This window comes from Shewanella rhizosphaerae (assembly GCF_019457655.1).
GTDB lineage: Bacteria > Pseudomonadota > Gammaproteobacteria > Enterobacterales > Shewanellaceae > Shewanella > Shewanella loihica.
Map to the genome: position 1 here is coordinate 4279359 of NZ_CP080420.1, position 25995 is coordinate 4305353.

Annotated in this window: 24 protein-coding genes; 12 read left to right on the forward strand and 12 right to left on the reverse strand. The window is 56.2% G+C overall.

The genetic code is table 11. From position 1 onward, the window contains the following. Positions 1 to 118: 118 nt before the first annotated feature. Both K0I63_RS18565 and K0I63_RS18570 read right to left on the reverse strand, forming a co-directional pair. A complete protein-coding gene (locus K0I63_RS18565) occupies positions 119 to 1510 on the reverse strand; it encodes a M16 family metallopeptidase (protein WP_398351676.1) in 1392 nt (463 codons plus the stop codon). Between the two features lie 53 nt (positions 1511 to 1563). Further along, positions 1564 to 2895, reverse strand: coding sequence for a M16 family metallopeptidase (locus tag K0I63_RS18570; protein ID WP_144201490.1), 1332 nt, complete (start codon positions 2893 to 2895; stop codon positions 1564 to 1566). Positions 2896 to 3108: 213 nt separating this feature from the next. On the opposite strand from K0I63_RS18570, the gene K0I63_RS18575 reads away from it, so the two are divergent. Next, on the forward strand, positions 3109 to 3819 hold the full coding sequence (locus K0I63_RS18575) for a flagellar brake domain-containing protein (RefSeq protein WP_220081986.1): 711 nt from the start codon (positions 3109 to 3111) through the stop codon (positions 3817 to 3819). 72 nt (positions 3820 to 3891) lie between these two features. On the opposite strand, the gene K0I63_RS18580 is transcribed toward K0I63_RS18575, so the two are convergent. Beyond that, positions 3892 to 4527: a class I SAM-dependent methyltransferase gene (locus K0I63_RS18580; protein WP_220081987.1), complete on the reverse strand. Its 636-nt coding sequence runs from the start codon at positions 4525 to 4527 to the stop codon at positions 3892 to 3894. A gap of 11 nt (positions 4528 to 4538) precedes the next feature. Continuing rightward, a complete protein-coding gene (locus tag K0I63_RS18585; RefSeq protein ID WP_220072534.1) occupies positions 4539 to 4886 on the reverse strand; it encodes a hypothetical protein in 348 nt (115 codons plus the stop codon). A gap of 268 nt (positions 4887 to 5154) precedes the next feature. Between K0I63_RS18585 and K0I63_RS18590 the strand changes: the two genes are divergently transcribed. Continuing rightward, positions 5155 to 7260 carry a putative bifunctional diguanylate cyclase/phosphodiesterase gene (locus tag K0I63_RS18590; RefSeq protein WP_220081988.1) on the forward strand — a complete coding sequence of 702 codons (2106 nt, stop codon included), beginning with the start codon at positions 5155 to 5157 and terminating at the stop codon, positions 7258 to 7260. A 187-nt stretch (positions 7261 to 7447) separates the two neighbouring features. On the opposite strand, the gene K0I63_RS18595 is transcribed toward K0I63_RS18590, so the two are convergent. After that, entirely contained in the window at positions 7448 to 8050 is a 603-nt protein-coding gene (locus K0I63_RS18595; RefSeq protein ID WP_220081989.1) for a tRNA-uridine aminocarboxypropyltransferase, read from the reverse strand. Between the two features lie 224 nt (positions 8051 to 8274). Between K0I63_RS18595 and K0I63_RS18600 the strand changes: the two genes are divergently transcribed. Further along, positions 8275 to 9228, forward strand: a complete 954-nt coding sequence (locus K0I63_RS18600; protein WP_220081990.1) for a porin family protein — start codon at positions 8275 to 8277, stop codon at positions 9226 to 9228. 79 nt (positions 9229 to 9307) lie between these two features. Here the strand turns inward: K0I63_RS18600 and K0I63_RS18605 are convergent, their stop codons facing one another. Further along, positions 9308 to 10510 carry a multidrug effflux MFS transporter gene (locus K0I63_RS18605; RefSeq protein WP_220081991.1) on the reverse strand — a complete coding sequence of 401 codons (1203 nt, stop codon included), beginning with the start codon at positions 10508 to 10510 and terminating at the stop codon, positions 9308 to 9310. Between the two features lie 110 nt (positions 10511 to 10620). Here K0I63_RS18605 and K0I63_RS18610 point away from each other — a divergent pair, with 110 nt between their 5' ends. Next, positions 10621 to 11613, forward strand: coding sequence for a LysR substrate-binding domain-containing protein (locus K0I63_RS18610; RefSeq protein WP_220081992.1), 993 nt, complete (start codon positions 10621 to 10623; stop codon positions 11611 to 11613). Positions 11614 to 11754: 141 nt separating this feature from the next. Then, positions 11755 to 12105: a hypothetical protein gene (locus K0I63_RS18615; RefSeq protein ID WP_011867384.1), complete on the forward strand. Its 351-nt coding sequence runs from the start codon at positions 11755 to 11757 to the stop codon at positions 12103 to 12105. Here K0I63_RS18615 and K0I63_RS18620 read toward each other — a convergent pair. The 3 genes from K0I63_RS18620 to K0I63_RS18630 form a co-directional block, all read right to left on the reverse strand. Further along, positions 12095 to 13378: a hypothetical protein gene (locus tag K0I63_RS18620; protein WP_258406904.1), complete on the reverse strand. Its 1284-nt coding sequence runs from the start codon at positions 13376 to 13378 to the stop codon at positions 12095 to 12097. The two genes, K0I63_RS18615 and K0I63_RS18620, sit on opposite strands and share 11 nt — an antisense overlap. Before the next feature lie 80 nt (positions 13379 to 13458). Then, positions 13459 to 14880 carry a tetratricopeptide repeat protein gene (locus tag K0I63_RS18625; RefSeq protein ID WP_220081994.1) on the reverse strand — a complete coding sequence of 474 codons (1422 nt, stop codon included), beginning with the start codon at positions 14878 to 14880 and terminating at the stop codon, positions 13459 to 13461. A 48-nt stretch (positions 14881 to 14928) separates the two neighbouring features. Further along, positions 14929 to 15642: a hypothetical protein gene (locus tag K0I63_RS18630; protein WP_041406790.1), complete on the reverse strand. Its 714-nt coding sequence runs from the start codon at positions 15640 to 15642 to the stop codon at positions 14929 to 14931. A gap of 165 nt (positions 15643 to 15807) precedes the next feature. Between K0I63_RS18630 and K0I63_RS18635 the strand changes: the two genes are divergently transcribed. Together K0I63_RS18635 and K0I63_RS18640 are read left to right on the forward strand one after the other, a co-directional pair. Continuing rightward, the gene (locus tag K0I63_RS18635) at positions 15808 to 16326 is read left to right on the forward strand and encodes a DUF2780 domain-containing protein (protein ID WP_011867388.1); all 519 of its coding nucleotides are present in this window, start codon (positions 15808 to 15810) and stop codon (positions 16324 to 16326) included. Positions 16327 to 16417: 91 nt separating this feature from the next. Then, positions 16418 to 16870, forward strand: a complete 453-nt coding sequence (locus tag K0I63_RS18640) for a tellurite resistance TerB family protein (protein WP_220072541.1) — start codon at positions 16418 to 16420, stop codon at positions 16868 to 16870. An 86-nt stretch (positions 16871 to 16956) separates the two neighbouring features. Here the strand turns inward: K0I63_RS18640 and K0I63_RS18645 are convergent, their stop codons facing one another. Together K0I63_RS18645 and yjeH are read right to left on the reverse strand one after the other, a co-directional pair. Further along, positions 16957 to 17682 carry a class I SAM-dependent methyltransferase gene (locus K0I63_RS18645; RefSeq protein ID WP_220081995.1) on the reverse strand — a complete coding sequence of 242 codons (726 nt, stop codon included), beginning with the start codon at positions 17680 to 17682 and terminating at the stop codon, positions 16957 to 16959. Positions 17683 to 17838: 156 nt separating this feature from the next. Then, positions 17839 to 19098, reverse strand: coding sequence for an L-methionine/branched-chain amino acid transporter (gene yjeH / locus K0I63_RS18650; protein WP_220081996.1), 1260 nt, complete (start codon positions 19096 to 19098; stop codon positions 17839 to 17841). A 169-nt stretch (positions 19099 to 19267) separates the two neighbouring features. Here yjeH and K0I63_RS18655 point away from each other — a divergent pair, with 169 nt between their 5' ends. The 5 genes from K0I63_RS18655 to menE all read left to right on the forward strand — a co-directional run bounded on the left by K0I63_RS18655 (position 19268) and on the right by menE (position 24896). Then, positions 19268 to 19696 (forward strand): Lrp/AsnC family transcriptional regulator, encoded by a 429-nt coding sequence (locus K0I63_RS18655; RefSeq protein WP_011867392.1) that lies wholly within the window; start codon positions 19268 to 19270, stop codon positions 19694 to 19696. Positions 19697 to 19817: 121 nt separating this feature from the next. Then, positions 19818 to 21521, forward strand: coding sequence for a 2-succinyl-5-enolpyruvyl-6-hydroxy-3-cyclohexene-1-carboxylic-acid synthase (gene menD / locus K0I63_RS18660; RefSeq protein WP_220081997.1), 1704 nt, complete (start codon positions 19818 to 19820; stop codon positions 21519 to 21521). Next, on the forward strand, positions 21521 to 22318 hold the full coding sequence (menH, locus tag K0I63_RS18665) for a 2-succinyl-6-hydroxy-2,4-cyclohexadiene-1-carboxylate synthase (protein WP_220081998.1): 798 nt from the start codon (positions 21521 to 21523) through the stop codon (positions 22316 to 22318). The genes menD and menH overlap by 1 nt, the downstream gene beginning before the upstream one ends. Next, the gene (gene menC, locus K0I63_RS18670) at positions 22315 to 23373 is read left to right on the forward strand and encodes an o-succinylbenzoate synthase (RefSeq protein ID WP_220081999.1); all 1059 of its coding nucleotides are present in this window, start codon (positions 22315 to 22317) and stop codon (positions 23371 to 23373) included. The genes menH and menC overlap by 4 nt, the downstream gene beginning before the upstream one ends. A 56-nt stretch (positions 23374 to 23429) precedes the next feature. Then, positions 23430 to 24896, forward strand: a complete 1467-nt coding sequence (gene menE, locus K0I63_RS18675; RefSeq protein WP_434086805.1) for an o-succinylbenzoate--CoA ligase — start codon at positions 23430 to 23432, stop codon at positions 24894 to 24896. Positions 24897 to 24933: 37 nt separating this feature from the next. On the opposite strand, the gene rpoH is transcribed toward menE, so the two are convergent. Continuing rightward, positions 24934 to 25791 (reverse strand): RNA polymerase sigma factor RpoH, encoded by an 858-nt coding sequence (rpoH, locus tag K0I63_RS18680; RefSeq protein ID WP_011867397.1) that lies wholly within the window; start codon positions 25789 to 25791, stop codon positions 24934 to 24936. Between the last annotated feature and the right edge of the window lie 204 nt (positions 25792 to 25995).

Genomic DNA, 25995 nt, shown 5'->3' on the forward strand with positions numbered 1-25995 from the left:
GAAATGCGAACCGCTAACCCGTATATGCTGGTGCTATTCACCGATAAAAAAGGCCCGTCAGCGTTAGCCGACGAGCCTTTATGATTTAGCCTAACTAGCTATCTCTTATTAACAATCCTTACTGCGAGAAGCCGACCGCATTGATCTCCACCTGCTTCACCTCACCATACTGGGCGGCGATATCGGCGATCTTGCTGGCGTTGCCGATCAGCACATATTGCAGCTTATCCTGTGGGAAGTAGCTGTTCACCAGACGCTGGGTCTCCGCCAGGGTCAGGCCATCGACATTCTTCTGGAAGTCGTTGATGAAGCTATCGTCGAAACCGTAGAGGTACATGCTCGACAGCAGGCCGGCCAGCTGTTCGCTGGTCTCGAACTTAGGCGGGAACTGCCCCTTCACATAGGCCTTGGCCGAGTCCAGGGTCGGCTGATCTATCCCCGTCTGCCAAAGACGCGAATAGGTCTTCAGCGCCAGATCGATCGCCTCCTTGGTAGTATCGCTCTTGGTGAAGGTGCTGATCCTGAATACGCCCCCTTGAGAATAGGGGGTAAAGGCCGAGCGAGCACCATAGGTCAGGCCGGCATTCACCCTGAGCTCGTCGTTGAGCCATGAGGTGAAACGGCCACCCAGGATAGTGTTGACCACCTGCAGCCCAACGTAATCTGGATTGTTACGGCTAATGCCCTTACCACCAATAAGGAAGGTGGTCTCGATGGCATCGCCCTTGTTGACCAAGAGCACCTTGCTGGCATCCAGCGACGGCTGGCCTTTGGCCAGGTCTTGCTTGGCGATCGCCTCGCCGTTGTGCCAATCGCCAAACAGCTTGTCGAGTCTTGCCTTCATCTCGCCTGGCTTAAAATCACCGACGACCGAGATGGCAATGTTCTGTGGCTGATAATAGCTCTTGTGGAAGGCGCGCAGCTGGTTAACCGTCAACTCGGCCAGCGAGTCACGGGTACCCGATGCCGGATTGCCGTAAGGGTGATCGCCAAATACCAGCTTGTCGAAGTAGCGATGGATCACCACGCGTGGGCTCTCCTTCTCCTGGGCCAGGCCCGCCATCTCACGTTGACGCAGCTTGTCGAACTCGCCGCCGTCGAAATCAGGGGCGCGCAGCAGATCCCGCACCAGAGGCAGCATCTTGTCTGTGTCTTTCGCCATGAAGTCGGCATCGATAAAGCTGCCTTCCTTACCCGCATCGGCGGCAATTGAAGCGCCTAAGAAGTCAACCATCTGCTCGATATCTGACTTGCTCTTACCGTTAGCGCCCAGCAACAAGGACTTGGCTGTCATGTTGGCCACCCCTGAGGTGGTGTCCTTGACCGCACCGGCGCGCACCACGGCGCTGACGGTGATCAGCGGCACCTCTGTCTGTGGCATCAGATAGACAGTCATGCCGTTACTCAGTTGATACTGCTCGTAGGCGGGCATGCTGAAGCTGCCGGTGTCGACCGTCTGGCTCGTTGTCGTCGCGGCGCAGCCCGAGAGTGCCAGGGCGCCGGCCACCATGGCCGCCGTGCCCAGCTTGGCAAAGCCTTGGGGAATTTGAGTCAATAGGGTCTTCATTGGTCACTCTCCTCTGTGGCCGCCAGTACGGCAACGGTGCGGTTGGCGCGACGTAGATAGGTTTGCGCAACACGCTGAATATCTTCTGGGGTCACCTTGTTATAAGCCTCAGGCGCATTGAACAGCTTGTCGAAGCTGCCGAAATAGAGCTCGTAGGTCCCTAAGGTGTTGGCCTTACCGTTAATGGTTTCCATGGCGCGGTAGAAATTCATCAGCTTGATATTCTTCACCTTCTCAAGCTCATCCTGGGTCACACCGTCGCGGGCGATACGGTTGATCTCACCGATCATGCCGCTCTCCAGCTCCTGGGCTGTGATGCCTGGGTTGGCAACGCCCATCACATAGAAGAGGTTAGGGTCGAAGCTCATCGGCATATAGGTTTCCACCTCGATGGCCACCTGCTTCTCCACCAAGCCTTGATACAGGCGCGAGCTGTTGCCCGTGGTCAGGATAGAAGACAACAAGTCCAGGGCGTAGTAGTCCTGATTCGAGGTCGCCGGCACATGGTAGGCCAGCATCACGTTCGGCGTGCTGACCGAGGCCTTCTGTACGAAGACGCGGCGCTCACCCTTCTGCAAAGGCTCGACCGTCTTCACCTCGCGGGGCGGAGTCTGGGCGGGGATCGGCGCAAAGTACTTGTTGGCCAAGGCTTTGACTTCGTTAAGCTTTACATCACCGGCAATCACCACTACGGCGTTGTTGGGCGCATAGTAGGTCTTGTGATACTGCACCAGATCGTCCTGGGTCCAGGCGGCGATATCCGACTCGTGACCTATGACAGACCAGCTATAGGGGTGTGCGCGAAATGCGGCACCCTTGATCTCTTCCTGCAGGGTGCGCCAGTTAGAGTTTTCCAGGCCTGTGGTGCGCTCGGAGGCGACCACGCCACGCTCGCTCTCTACCATCTCAGGATTGATATCCAGATGGGCGATACGGTCGGCCTCGAGATCGAAGATGGTCTCCAGGGCATTGGCCGGGAACCAGTCGGTGTAGACGGTCAGGTTTTCTGTGGTGTAGGCGTTGTTGGCGCCGCCCGCCGCCTCCATGGTGCGGTCGAACATCTTAGGACCAAATTTCTTCGAGCCGTTGAACATCATGTGTTCGAAGAAGTGAGAGATCCCCGTGATGCCCGGCACCTCGTTGCGGGATCCCACCTTCCAAAATAGATACATGTTGGCATTTGGGATCGAGGCGTCTTCTAGCACCATGATTTTCATGCCATTATCTAACGTGAAGCTTTTTATGTCTTCGGCTTGAGTTGCCTGCGCCCCCATGGAGGAGAGGATTCCCCCAATGGAAAGGCACAGTGCGATAATCTTTCGCATCATCTGTCGTTCCCTCATTCGTGAGCAGATAGAATTTTTCTCGGTATCTGGTGGCATCGTTTGTGAGCCCCCAATCATCGACAACTATAAGAGGCGAAATTATAAATAAGATCAAGTCTGTTGTAGCCAGTATCACGCGAGAGAATTGTAACTTATTGCTTTTGTGCCATGCTAAGACACAAGTATGACGACACCTAACCCGAGGGAGAGTACGCCTTGCCACAAGCCACAGAGATCGATTTAGCCTACCTAAACCGTATCAACTGCAACACAGAGGCGCAGCTGCAGGTGCTTACGCCGCTCAGGCCCATCAGGCTCAAGACCCGGCTGATCGGCATAGACCCGGACAACGCCATCATTCTCGCCCTTGGCCAGGACAAATACTGGCAGGCCGCCCAGGACTATATTACCCAGGGACAAGGTGTGGTGGTGCGCCTGATCAACAGCGACGATCCCGAGGCCAACATCCTCGCCTTTCGCAGTCAGATCAAGACCCTGCTCAACAATGCCGGGCGCTGGTTAGTGGTGAAATACCCCAAGGTGCTGCAGAGCGTAGCCCTGAGACAACACTGCCGCATTCCGGTCAATCTGGCCGCCTCGATACATGAGCGCACGGCAGAGAGCCACTCCACCCATGTCTGTTCCAGCGGCTTTCTGCAGGATATCTCGGTCAAGGGCGGCGCCTACATAGGTGATGAGATTGAGGGAGGCGCCCTGAATCAGGGCTATCGTTTACAGGTCAAGTTTGAACAGTCGCTGGAGACCCTCAGCGTGCCTATCCTACTCAAGAACATCCAGCCTCCAGGCGTGGGGCGCAGCCAGTATCAATATGGCTTCATCTTAGATGAGAGTCAGGATGAGGAGACGCTGGGCGACTTTGCCCAGAAGGTGATCATCAATCACCTGATGCAGCAGCCTAAGGCATAGCCCTAAACATGAGTCTTTAAGGCCACGACCTGATGCTGAATCTGAGACTTAATCTGAGGTTTAATCTTAGGCTTAGGGTTTAGTAAAGAAGACCACATCCTTGTCGATCACCTCGAGCCGCCAGTTAAACGCTTTAGCGATCCACTCGAAGGTGGCCGTGCTGTAGAAGCGGATATGGGTCTGATCCTGCTTGTAATGCCAGTTGGCAAAGGCGGTCTCATCCAGCACCCGCTTGGTCATGACAGCCAGGCAGGCCCCCGGCTTCATCATGGCATCCAGCCTCTTCAGCAGGGCCGAGGCATCGGCCACATGCTCTATCACCTCTGTCATGGTGATAAAGTCATATTGCTGCTTCAGCAGCTGCTCGTCGGGAAAGTAGTAGAGATCATAGTTATCCATGGTAATCCCCGCCTCGCCCGCCATCACGCTGATGGTCGGCCCCGGGCCACAGCCAAAATCCAGCCCTCTATGCTCGCTGGTCAGTCGCTCACTCAGGGGTAACCAGGTGCGCCCCAGGAAGCGCCGATAGCCCTGATCCTTACTGTCGTTTTGGTGATGATCGTAAAATGCCTTCTCGGCTTCGGCACTTAACAGGTACTGGTCGGGAACGCTCACCAGCTGGCACTGATTACAGATCTCATATGCTCTGTGCTTATCGCGATGAAAGCACGCCAGGTTATCACTATGACAAAGGGGACAAAGACTCACAGGGCTTCCAATTAGCTTTGGGGTTTGGGAATTTTTCTTTCTTGGGCCGCGGCTTCGCGCGCCTCTTTTAAGTACTTAGACTCTCGACTCTCGCGCTCGTTAAACTGACGCTGCGCCTTCTCGCGCTGGTCTTCCTGCCATTCACCCGATTGCTGACGTTCGAGCACCGCCTGCTCTCTCGCCTGGGTGGCGTTGGCCGCCTTTCTGGCCTTCTCCAGCTGCTCCGCCTCCGTCTGGCGGGCAATCTTGCTGGCCTCCTCGGCCTTAGGGCTCATGCGCTTATGCTCCTTCGCCGCCAGATCCCAGCTCAGGCTAGCGAGCAACACCAAGACGATACAAGAAATTGAGCGGGTCAACATGACAGTTATCCTTAACCAGATGAGGGTCTGTGGTGATTCTAGCACTATCGCGAGCGCAAAGCTGAAAAACCTCAGGCTCGGCTTCCCGAAGGCATTTGTTAACAAATGTCATAAAAATGACTGAAAAACCATGCGAAAACCTGTCCTTAGGTTTGAGTCTCTTATCGATTCGCGGTATTTTTAACCCAATTGGCACAGAGAAGACCAGCGCAGGCAAGATATAAAGCTGCTCTATGCCCCATTTGCGAGCCATCTCTTGGAGCACCCTATGGGCCCTTGGTTTACCTTATTGGCGCAGCTTAGCAGCGCACAGCCTGAGATTCAGCGGCAACTCGACAGTTGGCGCCAGGATGAGTGCGCTTACCTAGCCGTTCTCAAGGGACACGCCTTCATCGGGGCCAGTCAGGGCACGCTGGATTATTTCGACACCCAGCGCGACAGCTTCATCACGGCCACCCCCTACGACTTCTCCCCACGGATCCAGGCCAGCGGCATCAACAGCATAGAGGTGGCGCAGCAGCTGATCGAACGCGTCCATCAGGGCGAGGTGGTCAGCATCAACTGGCTGCACATGAGCCAACTGGGGCGTGAGCTGCCCACCAAGGTCACCATGTTGCCGGCAGATCATGAGGGCAGCCAAGTGATATTGGCGCGTTTCGACCCCGCCGATCGCAGGGCAAAACGGCGCGAGACGGTATCCAACGGATTCGATCGCCTGCCGGCACAGTTGGTCTCCAGCATATTGGAAGACAGCGCCGAAGCCGTCTACATCAGTAACCACCAGCATGAGATAATCGCGGTCAACAAGGCGATGTGCCGCATCTGCGGCTATAGCGCCGACCAACTGTTGAATAAGAGTCCGCTGGATCTACAGGGATTTTGCGAGGCCAGCCAAAGACAAACCGATTTCCTACAGAGCCTGGAAGATCGCGGCAGCTGGCAGGGCGAGACCCTGAAGACCCGCTCCGATGGCAGCCAGTTTCCCGCCTGGAAGAGCTGCCGCAAGCTACAGATAGACGGTGAGATCTTCTATGTCACCCTATTTAGCGACATCAGCGCCAAGAAGCGGCTGGAGTCGCGCCTGACCGAGCAGGCCATGGTCGACACCCTGACCGGCCTGCCCAATCGCCACCAGCTCAAGCTGCATCTGGATCAGGTACTGGCCGATGCCATGGAGGTAGGCGGTAAGCCGGGCGCCGTGATGTTTATGGACCTTAACGGCTTCAAGAATGTGAACGATTGCTTCGGCCACGCCACAGGCGACAAGGTACTGCAACTGGTCGCGGCACGCCTCGAGGCCAGCTGCATCGACAATGCCCATATCGCCCGTCTCGGCGGCGACGAATTTACCTTGGTGTTAAACGATTGCCAGGATAGCGAGGAGATAGAGGCCATCTCGCAGCAGCTTCTGGCGATATTCGACGCGCCCTTCGAGATCAACGGTCAGAAGTTCTTCCTGGGGACCAGCATAGGCATAGCCTGCTTCCCCGAACATAGCGACCAGGCCGCGCAACTGCTCAGCTTTGCCGATACCGCCATGTATTGTGCCAAGAAGAGCCCTAACCATGTGCTCTTCTACGACAGCCAGATGCACAGGGATGCCCAATACAAGCTGAAAACCATCAACGACCTGCGCCATGCCTTTAGCCTGAACCAGTTCCAGCTGGCCTATCAGGTGATCGTCAATCTCGATGGCAGCCAGGTATTGGGAGTCGAGGCGCTGCTGCGCTGGCACAAGAGTGATACAGAGATAATCGAAGCCAGCGACTTCGTCCCCCTGCTGGAAGAAACCGGCCTGTTGATCAACATAGGTCAGTGGGTGCTCACCACTGCCTGTGAGCAGGTCGCCAAGTGGCGCAGCGAGATAGATAAACCACTTCAGGCCTGCGTGAATGTGTCGGCGACCCAACTGGAACATCCGGATTTTGTGAAGCAGGTGACCCATGCGCTCGAATCCAGCGGCCTGCCCGCCAACGGCCTGGTACTGGAGATCACCGAATCGGCCCTGCTGCGCCAACCCAAACGGGTGAAAGCCACTCTCAATCACCTCAAGGCTCTAGGGGTGCGTATCGCCATCGACGACTTCGGCGCCGGGCTCTCTTCCCTCAGCAAGTTGGGCAGCCTGCCCATAGACACGCTCAAGATAGATGCGGGCTTCGCCGAGCGACTCAACGATCCCCAAGGGCGCGAGCTCTGCCAGGCCATGATACAGCTGGCTCAGGCGCTAAAGATCCAATTTGTGGTGGAAGGGGTCGAGACGCTGGAGCAGAAGCAGATATTGGCGGGCATGGGCCAAGGGTTCGCCCAGGGGTACTTTTATGGTTATCCGACGGCGGCGGAGCAGTTCACCAAGGCAAACTTCATCCTGCATTGAACCGATAACTGTGTCAGCGCCTCGAGGGCATACTGCCTCCCTGCATGGACAGTAAACTGACACAGCTATCTGACCACTCTATCTTGAGTGACTCAGGCTATTAGACCTTAATTCGTTTCAGATTATCGTGATCTACCCCATAGGCTTTTCCGGCAACCTATAGCTGGTTCACAGTTTTATCACCAAGTTATTTGGGCTCGTATCTTTGCCTCACCGCCGCGGGCATGGCCGCCAAGCGTTTCTCCACCAGGGCCGCCAGGGCGTCATGAAGTGGCGACACATCGCAGCCAGGTTCTAGCGTCTCTATGGCCAGCGCCGCCGCCTCCAGGGTCGACAGACTATCCTCGCGTTTGGCCTTACGTATGGTGTACTTGGAGGGGGCGTCGAGATCCAGATGTACCCCAGTAAACTCAAGCAGCCAAGGATTTAGCTGCAGCAACTTGTAGGCCTTGCGCCAGGTGCCGTCGAGCAGCAACAAGATCGCCTCATGATCTGGCACCGAGGCCTCGAGCGGCTGGCTGGTTTCGCTGGGGTAGAGCAGACACACAGGCCGGGTTTGCGCCGCAAGATAGGCTCTGAGATCGGCAAAATCTTCCGGCGTCTCTCCCACCACCAACCGCAACTGCTCCCCCATCACCGCCTGCATCAGCTTGACACTGTTCTTAGCATGAGACACCTCGCTGGGGTGCTGCAACACGATCAGCTCGACGCGGGTAGATAACGGACGAATGCTGTCGCACAGACAGGCATTTACCGGGTATTGGCATTGGGGGCAAACGGGACGGCTCACAAGATCCTCAATAGCGATGGCTGAGTGCGATATCTAACCGAGCTGACGCATTACACGACTCGGCCACTTAAAACTCACGCATAAAAATCAAACCTTTACACAACAATCAATTAACAAATATAATCCGGCGCTGGGCAATGGCTCGTCTTAAAGCAAGATTATAACGGGCAGCTGAGTGTTATCACAGCATGGACGCTGCCAATATAACTACAAGGAAGAAGAACATGAAAAAACAGCTACTCACACTCCCTCTCCTCCTAGGGTTAACGACACAGGCGTTTGCCGGTGAAGCCGTTAATACCTTTCAACATGAAGCCAATGTGAGCTTCGGCACCGACACAGATCACTTCGAGGACGGTGTCTGGAACCTTGACTACCGCTTCTATTTTAAACCTGTAGAGAAGAACAATGCCCCCCATGCACTGGCGGGATTCCTAGCGCAATCCTCCTATCTTGGCGGTATGTATGCTCAGGAAAACGCCTATGACGATACGGTTCGCTACACAGTGGATGGCCGATATGTGATGGACTCCAAATGGTTTATCGGCGCCAATTATCTCTATCTCGATGTGGCTCAAGACGATTTGATTGCATCGGTTATAGATGAAGATCAAACCGGTTATGGCATCAACTTCGGCTACTATTTTAACGACAGCTCCGAAGTCGCCATCTATTACCAGTATCAAGGTAACTCAGATTCTTGGAGCCTGAGCACAGAGGAAGTCGTTAATTACGATCTAGACAATAGTCTCTATGGCGCTCATATCCGTACCTACTTCCCGCTGCAATCGACCACAGGCTTAGATCTAAAAGCCCAGATCGAATATGGCAAACTAGAAAGCAGCAGTGTCATACCTTCCCAATCGATAGAGAGTCGCTATGAAAATGACACGACTCACGTGAGCCTGAGCGCCGACTGGTATATAACCCCGGCCTGGTCCGTTGGCGCCGGTTATAGCTGGTTCAATAGCGATGCAAAAGCCCAGTTGCCCACCCAGGATAATACCGTTTACACATACAGCTATGATGACAGCATCAACCTGTTTAACCTGTCGACGAAATATTGGTGGCAAATCTCCAACAACTTCGCCGCTAACTTCGCCGGGGTTAAGCGATTTTCCGATGAAGATTTAGCAGATGAGTTCCTTATCGGAATTGGGGTAAACGCCCGCTTCTAACATCAGACCCAAAAAAAGCCTGCATTGAGGTCACTAATGCAGGCTAAAAGGGTGTTGCTAATGGATTAGGTTGCACCTATCAGTGGGCGTGACGCTCCTGGTGCCAGGTGTCTAGTCGACTCATGTTCATGGCAACCAGCAGTAGACTCGCCAGGCCACCCATGACGACGACTACGGCGTAGGGTGCGGTCAGCGAGGTCTGCTGTACCAGACCCGCCAGAATCGAGGCGCCACTCATCTGAATAAAGCCAAGCATGGCGGTCGCCGTACCGGCACGCTCACCAAAGCCCGCCAGGGCCATGCTGGTCGCCGGACCAAGCAGCAGGGCGAAACCGATACACAAGAGCATCATAGGCAGCATGAAGCCGAAGGCGGCCTCGAGTCCGGTCTGTGGGCCTGCCCACTGCACCGCAAGCTGCAGCAGTGCCGAGACCAACATGGCGCTCAGGGCGACGATAACGGTCGGGCGATTACCCAGCTTCTGAATCACCACGGGCGCGGCGAAACAGGCACCGATATTCACCAGGGCATTAAGACCGAACAGGCCGCTAAAGGTCAGCTCGGACACACCTATGGTTTCGATAAGCCACACGGGCGAATAGGAGACATAGGCAAGAATCGCCGCCATGCCCGCCATACAGGCGAAGGCATAAAACATAAAGTGCGGGTCCATCAGCACAGGCTTATAACGAGACCAGCGATAGAGCGGCCCTTCGGTAACCGTGTTGGCCGGGCGCGTCTCTGGCAGACGATAGCCGACGATGATCATTATGATGATGGCGTATAGTGTCATAAACACGAAGGTAGAGCGCCAGCCAAATTGCAGCGCCAGCAGGCCACCCAGAGTCGGTGCCAATGCTGGGATCACGCAGATCACCCCGTTGAGATAGCTGTAGTAGCGGGCGCCCTCTTTAGGTGTGAAACAGTCTCTGACGGCGCTAAAGACCACGATAGAGGTTGAGCATGCCGCCAGCCCCTGCAGCACTCGCGCCAGTTGCAGCCATTGAAACTCCATCGCCACCGCAGCCAACAGGCTGCTGGCGATATAGAGCAGCAGACCACCCAATGCGATAGGACGACGACCATAACGATCCGCCAGCGGGCCGATCAGCACCTGACCGACACCCATGGCAAACAGAAACAGCACCAGCGTCGACTGCACCTGACTGGCCGACACGGCAAATTCGGCCGCCATCACGGGCATAGAGGGCAGATAGATGTCGATGGCTAATGGGCTCAAGACCACCATCAACATGAGTATGGGTAACAGGTTCCGACGCATATTTCTCTAATTTTATGTAGGGGTAAAGGTAATGAAGCTTATTTTAGACCAGCCAAGTTATGAACAGAAATGGTATAATTTCAAAAGCTAATTTCCTGTAAGGAATATCTATGAATCTCGACAACTTGGCGCGTATCGACCTCAATCTACTGGTGATGTTGCAGGTGTTACTGGAGGAGCGCAGCGTGACCCGCGCCGCCAGCCGTCTGCATCTGAGCCAATCGGCCCTGAGCAAGAGCCTCAACCGGCTGCGCGATACCCTGGGGGATCCCCTGTTTATCCGCACCGCCCACGGCCTCAAGCCCACGGCCCACGCCGCCCTGCTGGGCCAGCAGCTGCCTGACATGTTGCAGGGACTCTACCAGCTGACTCAGCCGCCTAGCTTCAATCCCGCCAGCAGCAGACGCCAGTTCTCCTTCGCCATGGTGGAGAGTGCCTATGAGACGCTGATCCCCTACTTCATCGGCCCTTTGCTCAACAACGCCCCCAATCTCAGGCTGGACTCCTACCTGTGGACGGAGAAGTCTCTCTCCTCCCTGCAGAAGGGCCAGATAGATTTCGGCATCACGGGCAGAGACATCAACCCACAGTCGGATCTCATCATCGACAGGCTGCCGGAAGGGATCGCTCACCAGACACTGTTTACCGATCATCAGGTCTGCCTGGTGCGCCAAGGCCACCCCATGCTGCCGGCCATTCGTAATCATCAATGGGATCTCGACATCTATCTGGAGATGTCCCATGTACAGGTACGCTGCGAGGGCAACGAGTGGTGGGCGCTGGACTATTTTCTGGCGAAATCGGGGCAGAGACGTCACCTGAGCACCACAGTGCCCGACTTCTATGGTGCCGCCAGCGTCTGCGCCCATAGCGATCTTATCTTTACCCTGCCCTCCAGCTTCGCCGCCCACGCCCGCAAGCTGTACGCGCTGGAGGAACTGCCGCTGCCGTTCGACTTCCACTCTCTGGCCTATGTGCTGCTATGGCACGAGCGCAACGATGACGAACCCGGGCACAAGTGGATCCGCGAGACCATCTGCAAGCGTGTCTCCCAGGCGGTCAACCAGCCCGAAGAATCACTATCTGCATCCGGTTCAGCTTAGGTTAACCTTATGGCGGTTAAGATAAGTTTCTGCCGCCACCGAGACATTTGGTAACAGTTTAGGAAGAAGATTAAGCGAATTTAACGTGATCTCGTGGGGCGAATATGGGCACAATCGAGCCATCGCCATGAAGGAGAAACTATGATTTATCATCAATTTCAACAGACGCCTTTCCAGCATAGGTTCTCGGGCACTAAAGGCTGGATGGCCTTCGCTATCGGTTTAGTTGTGATGACATTGGTCTTGCTAGCGCTTCCCTTTGTCATTCTTGTCGGCGCCTTAAGCTTCATCATCCTGAGCCTGTTTGGCCGGGTCTTTCTTAAGCGCCAGCTGGCCAAGTTCCGCCAGCAGGGGAATGCCGCCTTCGGCGGACAGACGCAAGGTTTTGATCAAAAGGGGTTTTCGTCGCGGCCGTTTGAGACCGCTTCGCCCTTTGGCAAGGCCCAAGCCCCACGTCAGGGTCGCACCTTCGAGCACGACCCTAACGAATAATCCCACTCGCCGCCCTTGGCCTTGCTAGCAGGGCGGCAAACACCTTCCAGGCCTGTGCGTTATCACGGGCCTGATTTGTAACATATTCCCCAACGCTCGCCTCACCATGGTGATAGTTGAGTACATAGCTACGATTAGCCTGATAGAAACGCACCCGCTGCGCCGCCTTTTCTGGCGTGTAGAGGGCAAACTCAACCAGTAACTGCGCCGCCTCATCAGCCTGAATCTCGGCGTCGATCAATTGCCTGCACACCAGCGTATCCAGATTAGCAAGCTCTTTGTAGGCCGCCATCACCTCATGATAATGCTGCAGATCGCCCTCTATGCCAGCCATGGGCATCAGCACCCACTGCTCAAAATCGATTCTCTCCTCCTTAGTCATCAGCAGCGACAGCCCATAGTTAGCACTGCCCTCGGAGAGAAACGAGATGGGACTATAGAGGGGATAGATGGCATATTCCCACCAGCCAAGCCCCTTCACCAGTTCACGCTCCTGCAGCAGGTTAAACACGTGATGGCCTGGATAACCCTCGTGACTGGCCAGCTCCAGGGCGCGCTCAAGATGCAGGGGATGATCCTGATTGAGCTGGATCAGGCTGGCGTAATTTCCCTGGTACCAGTTATAGGCGGTCCAGATCTGATCTTTAACGAACTCGACCCTGAACTGCTCCCCTTCCGGCAGAGTAAGATGACGCTTTGTCAGCAACCTCGCCTGCTCCACTGCGGCGGTGAACACTTGAGGCACTCTGTCTGCCGGCACGATAAACTGACGCCGGTAAGCGTCAAAGCGTTTGGCCAGAGTGTCCTCTCCGGGCAGCAGGCTATCGATTAGTGCGAGCACCTCACTGAAGTCACTCAGATTCAGTTTGGGCGCCAGGGTATCGTAGAGGAGCCGCGACTCGGCATCGAAACTAAACTCCTGACCCATCAGGCGTTTCAGGTAAGTCGCCACAGCGCCAAGCTGCTTGCTCAGGAAGCCATGACGATCCCTAAGGAGCTGACAGGGCAGGTCCTGATCGGCATTGGCCAGCTGGTTCACCAGTGAAGCGCAGCGCGAAGCCAGCTCTGGCAGGGGCAGCATTGAGGCTTCGGCCTGCCACTGGGCGGGACCATAATAGGCATCCACATAGAGGGGCTCATGATGGCCTATGGCCAACACCAGCTTAACGTATTCTGCGGCGTGTTGGTTGAGAGTGTCGTCGTGCTCGGCGCACTGCGTCAAACAAGGTGTCTGCTGGCAGAGATGACAGCGAATAGGTTGGATTTGTGACAAGGCGACTCCACACCGGCTGAGAACAGAGGCGCACATTTAGCCACAAACGGATATTGTATGCAATGACTGTTAATTGCTAGCTATTGGGCGGGATCGCTCAGCAGCTCCCGTGCGCGCTGCAGGGCTCTCTGCTCCTCGGCGTCTTGGGTGACACTCAGAACCTTATCGATCTGCAGAGACAGCGACTCCCACAGTGGGGCTATCACCTCACGTTCGCGTTCATTGCCACGCTGACGCGCCATCTTCAGCAGTGCCGCCGAGCCCACAACGTCGATGCGCCCCAATATGCCGTCGGCCAGGGCGATGCTCAGCTCTATCATGGCCGGCACGCTGTGGCCATATTTCACCGCCTCCCTCAGGTAACGTTCGGCCAGAGAGAAGTCATTGCCCAGGGCATTCTCGTTGTTAAGCATCTGCTGGGCACAGTGCAGCATGGCATCGAGCTGCCCCTGCTCGGCGGCCTCGGCCATCCACTGCTCGCTGGCCAAAGGATCGGCCTCACAGCCCTCGCCCCTCGCCAACATGAGCGCCAGGTGATACTGGGCATGGGGGAATCCGGCCTGAGCGGCACTGGAGATATAGTGAAACGCCTGGGCATAGTTGGCCTGCTGATAGTAGAGCACGCCGAGGTTAGCCATGGCTTCCGACTGCTCGCGATCCGCCGCCGCCTGCAGGTATCTATAGGCCAGCTGAGTATCTATGCTGATTTGCTCACTACCGACCAGATAGAAATAGCCCAGCAGGGCCATGGCATTCACCACCCCGGCCTTGGCCGCGGCTATGATGGCACTCTCACCCGCCGCCACGTCCGCCTTGCCGGCATAGCCGTGCAGCAGGCTGACGCCATGTTCATATTTCGCCTCGGGCAGATAGGGCGCCGCCAGGGCAAACCAGTGGGCTGCCTGCTTGAAGTTGGCCTCGCTCTGAGGGTCAAGCTCTTGCTCCGCCTCATCATGCAGGGCTTGCTCCTGCTCTTTCTGCATCAGGGCGCGGGTCTTGAGCGACATGCCCACCAGATACTGCGCCTGAGGATCGTTTTCCATCACGGCCCGGTAGCAGAGATCCCGCCCGGCGAAGGCGTCGAAAGGCTCGAAGCGATACTCGGGGGCTGGCCCATTGCAGAGCAGGGGATAAAGATCTTCCACCAACTTGACCAGACGTTCGATCGCCTTCTCGGCCAGCTGCTCGAGCGCCTCGGCGGTGAGGTGATATTTCTCGGGATGGGCCCCACGGTTGCCGTCACTGCGCAGCCTATGCAAGGCGCGGGTCAGGCGCACATTGATCACCCGCTGACGGTTGAGCTGTTCGATACGGTCGTAGAGGTTGGGACTGTCGAAGACCAGCTGCTGGGAGGCCGCCAGCTTATCGGTCAATCTATGGGTGAAGCTACGCACGTGTAGCAGTGCCTGGGTCGGCACGTCACGCACATAGCTCTTGGCCACACGGTAGTCTTCACCCAGGTCGTGCGAAAATTGGCTAACCAGTTCGATATCGCTGAGCAAGGTGAGGACTCCGTCTGTGCTGTATTTAAAAGGCGCTGCTCTTTAGGATCACACCTGCTCGTCTATGCTGGGACGCGACACCATGTAGAGGCGGAACAGAGCGACGTTGACGAACAGGCCGAAGAAGGCCACCAGCACCTCGACCACCAGTACCAGCGGGAAGCCTACGGATTGTGCCAGGCTAGACAGGGTGCCGCCGATGAGCGACAGCGGAATATAGAGCATGAGTACCAGCAAGGTCTTAAAGGCGATAGGGCCACTAAACTTGAAGCTCCCCTTGATCGCTTCTAGCGGCGTCAGGCGCTCGACCACCACCATAAAGTTCACATAGGCCAGGCGAGCGAACACATAGATGCTGATCACTAAGCCCACCAGCCAGATAGGACCAAAGGCGGCAAACAGCATCACAGGAGCCAGAATTGCCAGACCAGAGAAAACACCGGCCAGCAGCAACGGCGGCACGAAACTCAGGCTAGTCTTGAGCAGTATGCCGGTCGAAGGCTCATGCCCATGGGATCTCACCTCCATAAACAGCGTCAGGGCGGCGATAAGCAGTGAAAAGACCAACAAGAGCACCATCATAGCGATCATGTGGGGCACGCCAAACTGGGGATTCTCCAGATCTGCGCTATTGATCTCCATGCCTAACCACATCTGAATCCCCACCTGTAGGAATAAGATAGGCACGGTAAGTGCGGCTAACTGGCGGATATGGTTACGAAAGAAGTTATAAGCTTCGGTCAAAATCGCTGATAATGACATGTGACTTTCCATTAGATAGATATAAACCAACTTGTGAGTGCGACAGGATACCGAAATTTCGCCGCCAATGCACAACACATGTCTAAAAATAGATACAAACTTGTTGCCAGGCTAGGCTAGAATAGGTCGCCTATCTAGCACTTAATCACCATGGGATGGCGATTCATGAAATTATCCACTATCAGCGCGGTTATCTTAGGCTCATTACTGCTCAGCAGCCCGGCGTCGGCTGGCTGGTTTGACGACCTCACCAAGAAAGAAGAGGCGCCTCAGGTCGCCACCCAGACACAAAACAACGATCTCGTTGGCACTGTGATGTCTCAGCTCGGTCTCAACCAGACCCAGGCGGAAGGTGGACTGGGCAGCCTGCTGTCGCTGGCGAAGACGACCCTTGGCGGCGACAGCTTCGGCCCTATCGCCGAGGCGATTCCTGGCATAGATGGCCTGCTATCGGCGGCGCCCCAGCTCGACAGTGACTCTGGCATGTCGGGCCTACTCTCTAAGGCGGGCGATCTCGGCAGCTCACTTCAGGGTGGCGCCCAAGTTTATGATTCTTTTGAGAAGCTTGGCATCTCCAAGGAACTGGCTAAGCCTATGGTCGATATCGTTAAGGGGTATCTCGACGCCAACGCCGGCGCCGGTACCACAGATCTGCTGATGCAGGGGCTGGGCGCCCTGCTCTAAAGATTGGATGAAACAGAGTTCATCTACACAAGATGAACTCTGTCCTTTCCTGGGACTCTAACTTCTACCCAAGTCTTGAAAGGTATGCGCGATGATCGCCAAGCTGAAACAGTTTCTCACCGCCCAGACACATGCGGAGTCTCCCGAGGAGAAGGCCAAACACCTGCAGTTGGCCGCCGCCTGTCTGCTGCTAGAAGTGGTGTACGCCGATCAGACCCTGGATGAGCAGGAAGCCGCGCTGCTGCCTGAGCTGCTGACCTCGGCCCTATCGCTGAGCATGCAAGAGGCCCAAACACTAATTGCCGAGGCAAGGCGGGTGCAGGGCAACGCCACCTCACTGTTTGAATTTACCAAAGAGATAAATGACCAGTGCACGCTGGAGCAGAAACAGCAACTGATCCTCGCCATGTGGACCCTAGCCTACGCCGATGGCAACCTGTGCCGCTATGAAGATCAGATCATCCGCCGCACCGCCGAGCTCCTCTACCTCAAGCACAGCGAACTGATCCAGCTAAGAAACGCCGCCATCAACAAGACGCGTTAGGGTTGCCTACTCGCAATCTCAATACCCAGCTTTCAAACTCGCTCTCAAACTCGCTCTCAAAAGCTAGGGCTTCACAAACTAAAGCTTCACAACTTAGGCTTCACAAACTTAAGCACGTAACGGCTGGTCCTGCCGCGCACCGCCTCATCGAAGGCCGACAGCGTCAGCTTATCCTCTGGGTTTTCCAGCACAGCCAGACTCCCTTGCAGTTTAAATCCGGCCGCCTCCATGGCATCTACCACATGGCGCTTAGCCAGACGGTGCAGCTCATGGGCCGTGTTGATGTCACTTTCCGGTGCGGCGTCGTGATCGATAATCGCCACGATACCGCCGGGTTTCAGGCTGACGAACATCTGCTGTAATAGCCTTTCCCTGTCGATGGCCGGCCAACCTGGCTCATGATAATAGGTGTCGTGGAAGCCCAGAATGAAGAAGATGCGGTCAAAGCTCGCCGCGGGCAATTGCAGCTCGTCGGCTTCGCTAATAATCACTTCGGCATTGGGCAGACGCTCTTGATAGTGGCGCTCGGCCAGATCTTCCTTGGCAAAGGGCAAATAGGCCTGATTATTGTGTACCAACACACTCCCCTGCTCGCCCACCACACGGGCCAGCAGCTCGCTGTAGTAGCCACCACCGGAGAAGAGATCGAGCACTCTCTGCCCAGGCGCCACCTCGAAGAAGTTCAAGATAGCTTCGGGATGCCGGCTGCCATCGCGCGCCTTGTCCCTTTCTAGCCTAGCCTCATGATGCACAGCTGCTTCAATTACCTTCGCGGTATCCTCGGCAATCACTTGCCCTGCCATGCTTAGCATTACGCCTCCTACAAAGTAACTAAATAATCGACTCGAAATGTTCATTATGCCCCCATGGCCATATAATGACAGATAGCCAAGGGTACACATTTCTTATCAGATAAAGGTTACAAATTTGTAATCAAACGTATCCTATGCAGGACATCAATTTACTTATCAGCTTGCCCGACAGGTCTGCTTACGCACCAGGTGAGTCTTCTGCCACCAGAGTAGCGGGGCAAGCACAGACACCAGCAACAGGGCGTAGAGCATGTTGGCGCCCAGCGCCACGGCCATGGCAAGACAGAAGGCCACGCCCATGATCACCAGAGGCAGATAGCGCTTACTCAGCAGCCTGGCCGCCGCCAGCATGGACACGAGATAGATGAGCACGAACACCCCATTGGTCCAGGCGATAAGATGTTCCAACTCCTGGCCTAGCAGATAAGTCAGGCTGATAACCGTGGCCATGGTGATCAGCACGGCCACCAGCGCCCGTACCGGCACTCTGTGTTGATTGAGCTTGTCGAAATAACGGGGCAGCACGCCTTCGCGGCTGAAACTCCAGATCAGCCTTGCCACACTGGCGGTATAGACGTTAACCGTAGAGAGCCCGCCGGCGATCCCCAGAATTCCTATCACCTGAGCACCATAACCGCCAAGCAGATGATCGAAGGCGGTCACCATGGCGAGCCCTTCACCCTTAGGCACAAACAGCAGGAGCAAGGTGCAGGTGACATAGACCAGGCCCACCAAGATGGTGCCTATGATCATCGCCGGCAGCATATCTTTGTCCGGACGCTTGAAGTCATTGGCCAGATGGGTCATCGCCTCGATACCGAGAAAACTCCAGAAGGCGATACCGGCCGCCGCCATCACCAGTCCCATATCGCTTCCCGCCTGGGGCGCCGCCAGTTCGAGATCGCCAAGCTTAGCACCACCGGCGCCGAACAGGATCACCACCACGGAGACGATGGCCAGAGTCAGGGCAAACTGCAACTTGGCCGACACCTGTATTCCCTTGAGGTTAAGCGCGAGCAGGAGCAGCAACAGCGCCAGCTCGGTCATCAACTGTTGCCAACCCACCAAGGGCACCAGGGCATTGATGAACTGGAAGGTCATCAAGATAGCGGCGGGTGTGCCTATGGGCACCACCAGGAGGAAGATAAGTCCCGTCGTGCGTCCGGCGGTGCGGCCGAAGGCCTTCTCGACAAAGTAGGCTGGGCCGGCGGCATGGGGAAATACCCCCGCCAGGCGAGCAAATACCAAGGTCACAGGGATGATCGCCAGGGTGAGTAATATCCAGGCCAGCAAGGCACCACTGCCCGCGGTGGCAATCGTCATCTCCGGCAGGATAAATACGCCTGTTCCAAGCAAAGTGGTGGCCATCAGACCGGCACCTTGCCAGCGACCAATAGTACCGTGATTATGTTCCATCTTAGGTTCTGTTAGGGTTATCTATGGGGATAGTATAGACTTAGCGGGTCAAACAATCTGTCAAAGATTTCCGCCGAAACTCAAAATAGAGCCGACACTTTGACGGAATTTTATCAATTTGCCGACACTTTGTCGGTTATATGCTTGGTCAGATACCAGAGAGGACAGCTTGGACAAGTTTGATAAGGCCATCATCAACGCCCTGAGACAAGACGCCAGACAGAGTGTTTCCAGCATCGCCGAGACCGTCAGCCTGTCGCGCAGCGCGGTTTCCGAACGGATCAAGAAGCTGGAACAGACGGGGATCATCCGCGGTTATCAGGTGCTACTCAGCGAGTCACAGAAAGAGGGGGTCTCCGCCTACTTCGAGATCCAACACCGCTGTCCCCGCTGCGCCGATGTGGTGCATGTGTTCCAGTCTATCCCCGAGGTGATCACCTGCCGCGGCATCACGGGCGACATGGATCTCCTGGTCTATGTACAGGCCGACTCCATGCGCCGCCTGCACGAGATCCGCGAATATATCGATGCTCAGACCGACATCATCAAGCTCAAGACCCATGTGGTGATGAGCGAATGGATCGACAATCGCGGCTAACGACCGTACTAACATGGATATTTCTCATGCCTGAACATGAGTAACAGTTTAGGCCTGTGGTTTCCTTTACTATATGCTTAACGATAGACTATCGTTTAACTCTTTCATTGGTTAAACCATTATGCAGATTGAAAAAACCGCCGAATTGAACCTTCTTTGGGGCTCGCTAATCCTCGAGGAGCTGGCACGCCTTGGAGTGCAACATGTCTGCATGGCGCCCGGCTCTCGCTCGACCCCACTCACCCTGGCGGCGGCCAAACAGACCAAGCTCAAACAGCATCTTCATTTCGATGAGCGTGGCCTGGGCTTTCTCGCCCTGGGACTGGCCAAGGCCAGCCGCGCCCCTGTCGCCATCATCACCACCTCGGGCACGGCGGTCACCAATCTCTATCCGGCCATAGTCGAGGCCTGGCTGACCCAGGTACCACTAATCGTCTTGTCCGGCGATCGCCCGCCAGAGCTACTGGGCTGCGGCGCCAATCAGGCGATCGTGCAGCCGGCCATCTTTGCCGACTATGCCAAACAGGTCAATCTGCCGACACCGGATATGGCGATACCGCCCCAGGCGCTGCTCACCCAGCTGGATGAGTCGGTCGCCAACGCCAAGGGGCCGATACACGTCAACTGCATGTACCGAGAGCCCCTCTATCCGGGCTCCATGAGCGCCGATTTCACCCACTATCTGAGTCCGCTGGGCAACTGGCAACATAGCGCCCTGCCCTATAACCTGTTTGCCGACGCGCAGCTGATCAGCGCGCCGACGCCTGACGCCCTGGCGCGCTTCGTTCATGGCAAGGGCGTGATCATCGCGGGCACCCTGGCGCCCGAGCAGCAACCCGAGCAGCTTATCGAACTGGCGCAGAAGCTCGGCTGGCCGCTGCTGACCGACGCCCAGTCTCAGCTGAGGCAACATGGCGCGGCAATTGGCAACATAGATCAACTCCTGCTACAACCCAAAGCCAAGGCGCTACTGCAGGAGGCCGACACTGTACTGGTGTTCGGCGGACGCCTGCTGTCGAAACGTCTGATTAGCTATCTTAGCGAGCAGAAATGGAAACGTTACTGGCAGGTGCTGCCCCAGCAGACCCGGCTCGATCCTAGTCATAGCGCCAAACAGGTGTGGATAAGCCCACTTGCGGCCTTTGCTCAACTGCCCTGGCCGAGATCTTCCGAGGCCAACTGGGCGCTGCAACTGATTAAGGCCAACGAGCAGCTGGCCACCCTGTTCCAGCAACAGATTGACGACGCCGAATTTGGCGAGGCCCAAGTGGTGCGCACCATCGCCGGGCGCGGTGAGCAGCAGCTGTTTATCGGTAACAGCCTGCCGGTACGACTCTACGACATGTACGCCCCCATCACACCTCTCGCGCCTCGCGTCTTTACCAACCGCGGCGCCTCGGGTATCGACGGCCTGCTGGCCACCGCCTGTGGAATAGCGGCCCACAAGGCCAGCCCGACCACGCTGATCATAGGCGATCTGTCACAGCTGCACGACCTCAACTCACTGGCGCTGGCGGCGAAGCAACAGGGCACTCTGGTGATCGTCATACTCAACAACGACGGCGGCAACATCTTCAACCTCTTGCCCGTGCCCGACGAGAAGCTGCGTAGCGGCTATTATCGTCTGGCCCACGGCCTGGAATTTGGCTATGGCGCGGCCATGTTCGGCCTGCCCTATAATCGCGTCGAGGATATCGTGAGTTTCAACGAGGCCTACGATGATGCCCTCGCCTACCCTGGCGCCTCAGTCATCGAGGTATGTGTGGCGCAGGACCAAGCCAGCGAACAGATAGCTCGCCTCGCCGCCTGGATCAAGCAAAGCTGATGCTGGCCTACCGATGCGATGGCGACAGCCAAAGACCCGTCTTAGTCTTATTGCATGGACTGCTGGGAGATAAAGATGACTGGCAGGCCATCCTCCCTAGGCTCAGTCACCATTTTTGCTGTATCGCCCTGGATCTGCCCGGTCATGGCAACAGCCCGGCGCTGGAGGGCGAGCCAGACTCGTCAGGCTTTCAGCGGGTCGTGACCCATATCCTCTCGACACTGGACGAGCTAAAGATAAACCGCTTTCATCTGCTGGGTTACTCCCTGGGCGGCCGCATCGCCCTGCATCTGGCGCAGCATCTTGCAAAACAGGCACCCGAGCGTCTGCTCAGCCTGCATTTGGAATCTTGTCACCCAGGGCTTGGCAATGACGAAGAAAGAGCCCAGAGGCTGGAGCACGACAGGCGTTGGCAGCAGAATTTACTGTCGCTGCCCATCACAGATTTTCTCGCCCTCTGGTACCAACAGGGGGTGTTTGCCTCCCTAAGCGACGCGCAGCGGCAGAGACTCATCCAGAAGCGGGCCCATAATAGCCCCGAAGCGCTGGCCAGCATCTACCTGCCCACCTCTCTGGGTCAACAGGCGGAACTGGCGCAGTTACCCAGTGAGCTGACGATCCCCTGGCACTACTATGTCGGCCTGCAGGACGATAAGTTTCTCGCCCTGGCGAGCGCCTGGCAGGCGAGACAGGGAATATCCCTCACCAAGGTGCCAAAAGCCGGACACAACGTGCATCTGGCGCAGCCCGAAGCCTTTTGCGATGCCCTTATCGCTAATCTCAGGATACAAGCATGATACTCAGCCAACTCAGCCTCTATCGCTATCAGATCCCCCTGGACAAGTTGCTGCCGGTGGGCAAGCAGCGTATCGACCACCGTCAGGGGCTGGTTCTCAAGGCCAGCGCGGTAACCGAGCAGGGCGAATCTGTAACCAATGAGGTAGAAATTGCCCCCCTGAGCGGCCAGGATGTGGACGAACAGCCCCTCAAAGGCTTTAGCCAGGAGTCGCTGAGCCAAGTGGTCGACCAACTCATGCCCCAGCTGGATGAGCTGATAAACCAACCGGTCGACGAGCTGGCAAGACTGGCCCAGGAGACACAACTTCCCGCCTTGGCATTTGGTCTTTCGCTGCTTCACGCCAGACTCTCGGGCCGATTACCCGCCGCCAGACGAGGCGCGCGAACCATCCCCCTTATCTATCAGGCTCAGGATGAATCGCCCCAGGCGCTGGATGCCCGCATCGATGCCTTAGAAAACTCGACTCATGCGGTGAAGGTCAAGGTGGGACAGACCTCGATGGAGCAAGAGGTCGCCATGATCCACCGCATCCTGGCCCATCGCCCCGATCTCAAGCTAAGGCTGGACGCCAACCGCTGCTTCTCCCTGGAAGCGGCAATCGATTTTCTCGCCTGTCTGCCGTTGGAGGCGATCGAGTATATCGAGGAACCTTGTGAAAACCCGGGCGATAACACGGCCCTGTATCAGGCCTTAGGCGTGGGATTTGCCTTGGATGAGACCCTGAGTAGCCCAGATTACCGATTTACCATGACGCCGGGGCTTAGCGCCCTAATCGTCAAGCCGATGATCTTAGGCTCGCTGGCGGATCTTCAGGCCCTGACCCAGGAGGCCCACGAGGCGGGCGTGCGGGTGATCCTCAGCGCCAGCCTGGAGGCCAGCCTGGGCATCAATGCACTGAGAGATCTCAGCGAGGCCCTGACCCCGGATGAGGTGCCAGGACTGGATACCCTAAGCGCCTTTAGCGCCGATCTGCTGGTATCTACGGGTAAGAATCGCTGCCTGACGCTGGAAAACCTGATCTGCCTGAAAAAGGTCTCGCGGGAGGCGGTGTGAAACACAGCAAGGAAATAATTAGTCAGGAAAGCATAGACACCTCGCCGCTGCACCTGATGGCGGCCAAGGCGCCCGGGCAAGTCGCCATGCATCACTGGCATGATGGCGGCTATCGCGCCATCGACTATGCTCAACTCGCCCAAAGGGTGCGACAGTGCGCACGCCAGCTGCATGATCTGGGCGTAACGTCAGGCGACAAGCTTGCCTGCGTCGATCAAAACTCTCTGGCGCTGGTGGTCCTCTACTGGGCCTGTATCGATCTCGGCGCCATCTTCTGTCCGTTAAATCCCAGATTTCCCAGGGCGCAGATAGCCAGGTTGGCCGAGCGCTACGATTTCAACTATTTCTGGGCTGGCGAGGCCTATCAAGACTTGCTGCCGGAGCCAGGCCTGACGCTCAGCTTAGACGCCGAGGCGTCACTCGCCAAGACTCGCGATAACCAAGTAGAAGCGACTAAAGTAGAAGCAACCAAAGCAGAAGTAACTAAAGTAGAAAAAATCAGGATAGACACGGCGCGGCCCTGCAACATCATACTCACTTCTGGCAGCAGTGGCATGCCCAAGGCCGCCGTACACTGCCTCAACAATCATATCGCCAGCGCTCTGGGCTCGACCCAGAAGATCCCCCTAGTTCGCGGGGACAACTGGCTGCTCTCCCTGCCGCTGTTTCATATCGGCGGCCTGGCCATAGTCAATCGTTGCGCCTTGGCCGGCGCGGCCATGACCCTGCCGGCGCCCGATCTGTCGTTGGCAAAGCAGCTAAAGGCAATGCCCCTGACTCACCTCTCCCTGGTGGCAACTCAACTAGTGAGATTGCTTAACGACGCCCCCGAGAGTCTCAAAGGGCTCAAGGCACTGCTGCTGGGTGGCGGCGCCATAGATGAGCAGCTGATCGAACGCCTGACACCGCTGGGCATTCCTGCCTTTACCAGCTACGGCATGACAGAGATGAGCTCGCAGATCACCACGGCCAGGGCCAATGCCCAGGGCAGTTGCGGGTTTGCCTTGCCCGGACGCGAGCTAAAAATTATCGATGAGGTGATCTATGTGCGCGGCGAGACACTGTTTCTCGGTTATCTGGGCGATAAACCACCCCATAAGCTCACCAGACCGCTGGATGACGATGGCTGGTTCTGCACCCAAGATCGCGGCCGATTAACGCCAGGTGGTGAGCTGCTCATACTCGGGCGCACAGACAATATGTTTATTTGCGGTGGCGAGAACATTCAGCCCGAAGAGATAGAGGTGCTGCTGAGAAGTTATCCCGGCATCGAAGAAGCATTGGTGTTTGGCGTAGCCGACGAGGAGTTTGGCCTGCTGCCGGCGGCCATCATCAAGGGGAAAGTCGCGTCGCCTGCAATGCTCGAAGCGTTCCTCTGCCAGCATATCGCCCGCTTTAAACGCCCAAGGCGCTATTTCCCCTGGCCCGAGGTTGAACAGACGGGGCTCAAGTTGCCCCGAAAACTCGTGATACAGGCGGTGGCAGAGCACCATGGATTAGCTACAAAAAAACCTGCTAAATAGCAGGTTTTTTCATTCTTAGTCATTCACACAAGGGGCGTTACATTTCCATGCGGCCCTTGAGCTTATTCATGGCGTTCTTCTCAAGCTGCCTGATACGCTCGGCAGAAACTTGATAGGTGGCCGCCAGCTCTTGCAGCGTGGTCTTCTCTTCGTCTAACCAACGCGCCTGGAGAATATGCTGGCTACGCTCATCAAGGGTCTTGATGGCCGCCAGAAGACGGGTTTGGTTATCGGCTTCGAAGTTGTCATTTTCGACCTGAGAGGCGATATCCGACGAATGATCCTCAAGGTAATGCACTGGAGCATAGTCCTGATCGTCATCGTTGTCGCTGGCCAGATCGAAGGCTGGATCCTGCGCCGCCATGCGTGATTCCATCTCGGTCACGTCGCTCTTCGAGACGCCCAGGTTTTCGGCAACCATGGTCACTTCTTCATCGCTGAACCAGCCAAGACGTTTCTTAGCCTTACGCAGATTGAAGAACAGCTTACGCTGCGCCTTGGTGGTCGCGACCTTAACGATACGCCAGTTTTTCAGCACGTATTCGTGGATCTCGGCTTTAATCCAATGCACGGCAAACGAGACAAGACGTACACCCACATCGGGATCAAAGCGCTTTACCGCCTTCATCAGACCAATGTTACCTTCCTGGATCAGATCCGCCTGTGGCAGACCATAACCCGCGTAACCTTTGGCGACATGAATAACGAAACGAAGATGAGACATAATCAACTGCTTCGCAGCCTGAATGTCACCGGTCTCCTGCAGACGTTTCGCCAGCTCATACTCCTCATTCGCCTCCAACATAGGAATGTTGTGCGCAGAATGGATATAAGCCTCTAAGCTACTGCTGCTTTGAGGTACCATTAGTGCCATTGATTGCGTTTGATTTGTCATTAACGCTCCTAACTTCTTATCTAGCTTAAATTTAACGCTTTGTGTGCTCAGCACCGCCTGAAAGCGGCATTCCGTGGGAGTATAAAGAAAGGGGATTACGCCCAGGGACAAGCTGATGAACTATTAACTATCTGACAGTCTATGTCAACACTCGAAGCTGAACAGGGTTTAATTTCACCCGATTCTATAGACATTGCAAGTGAA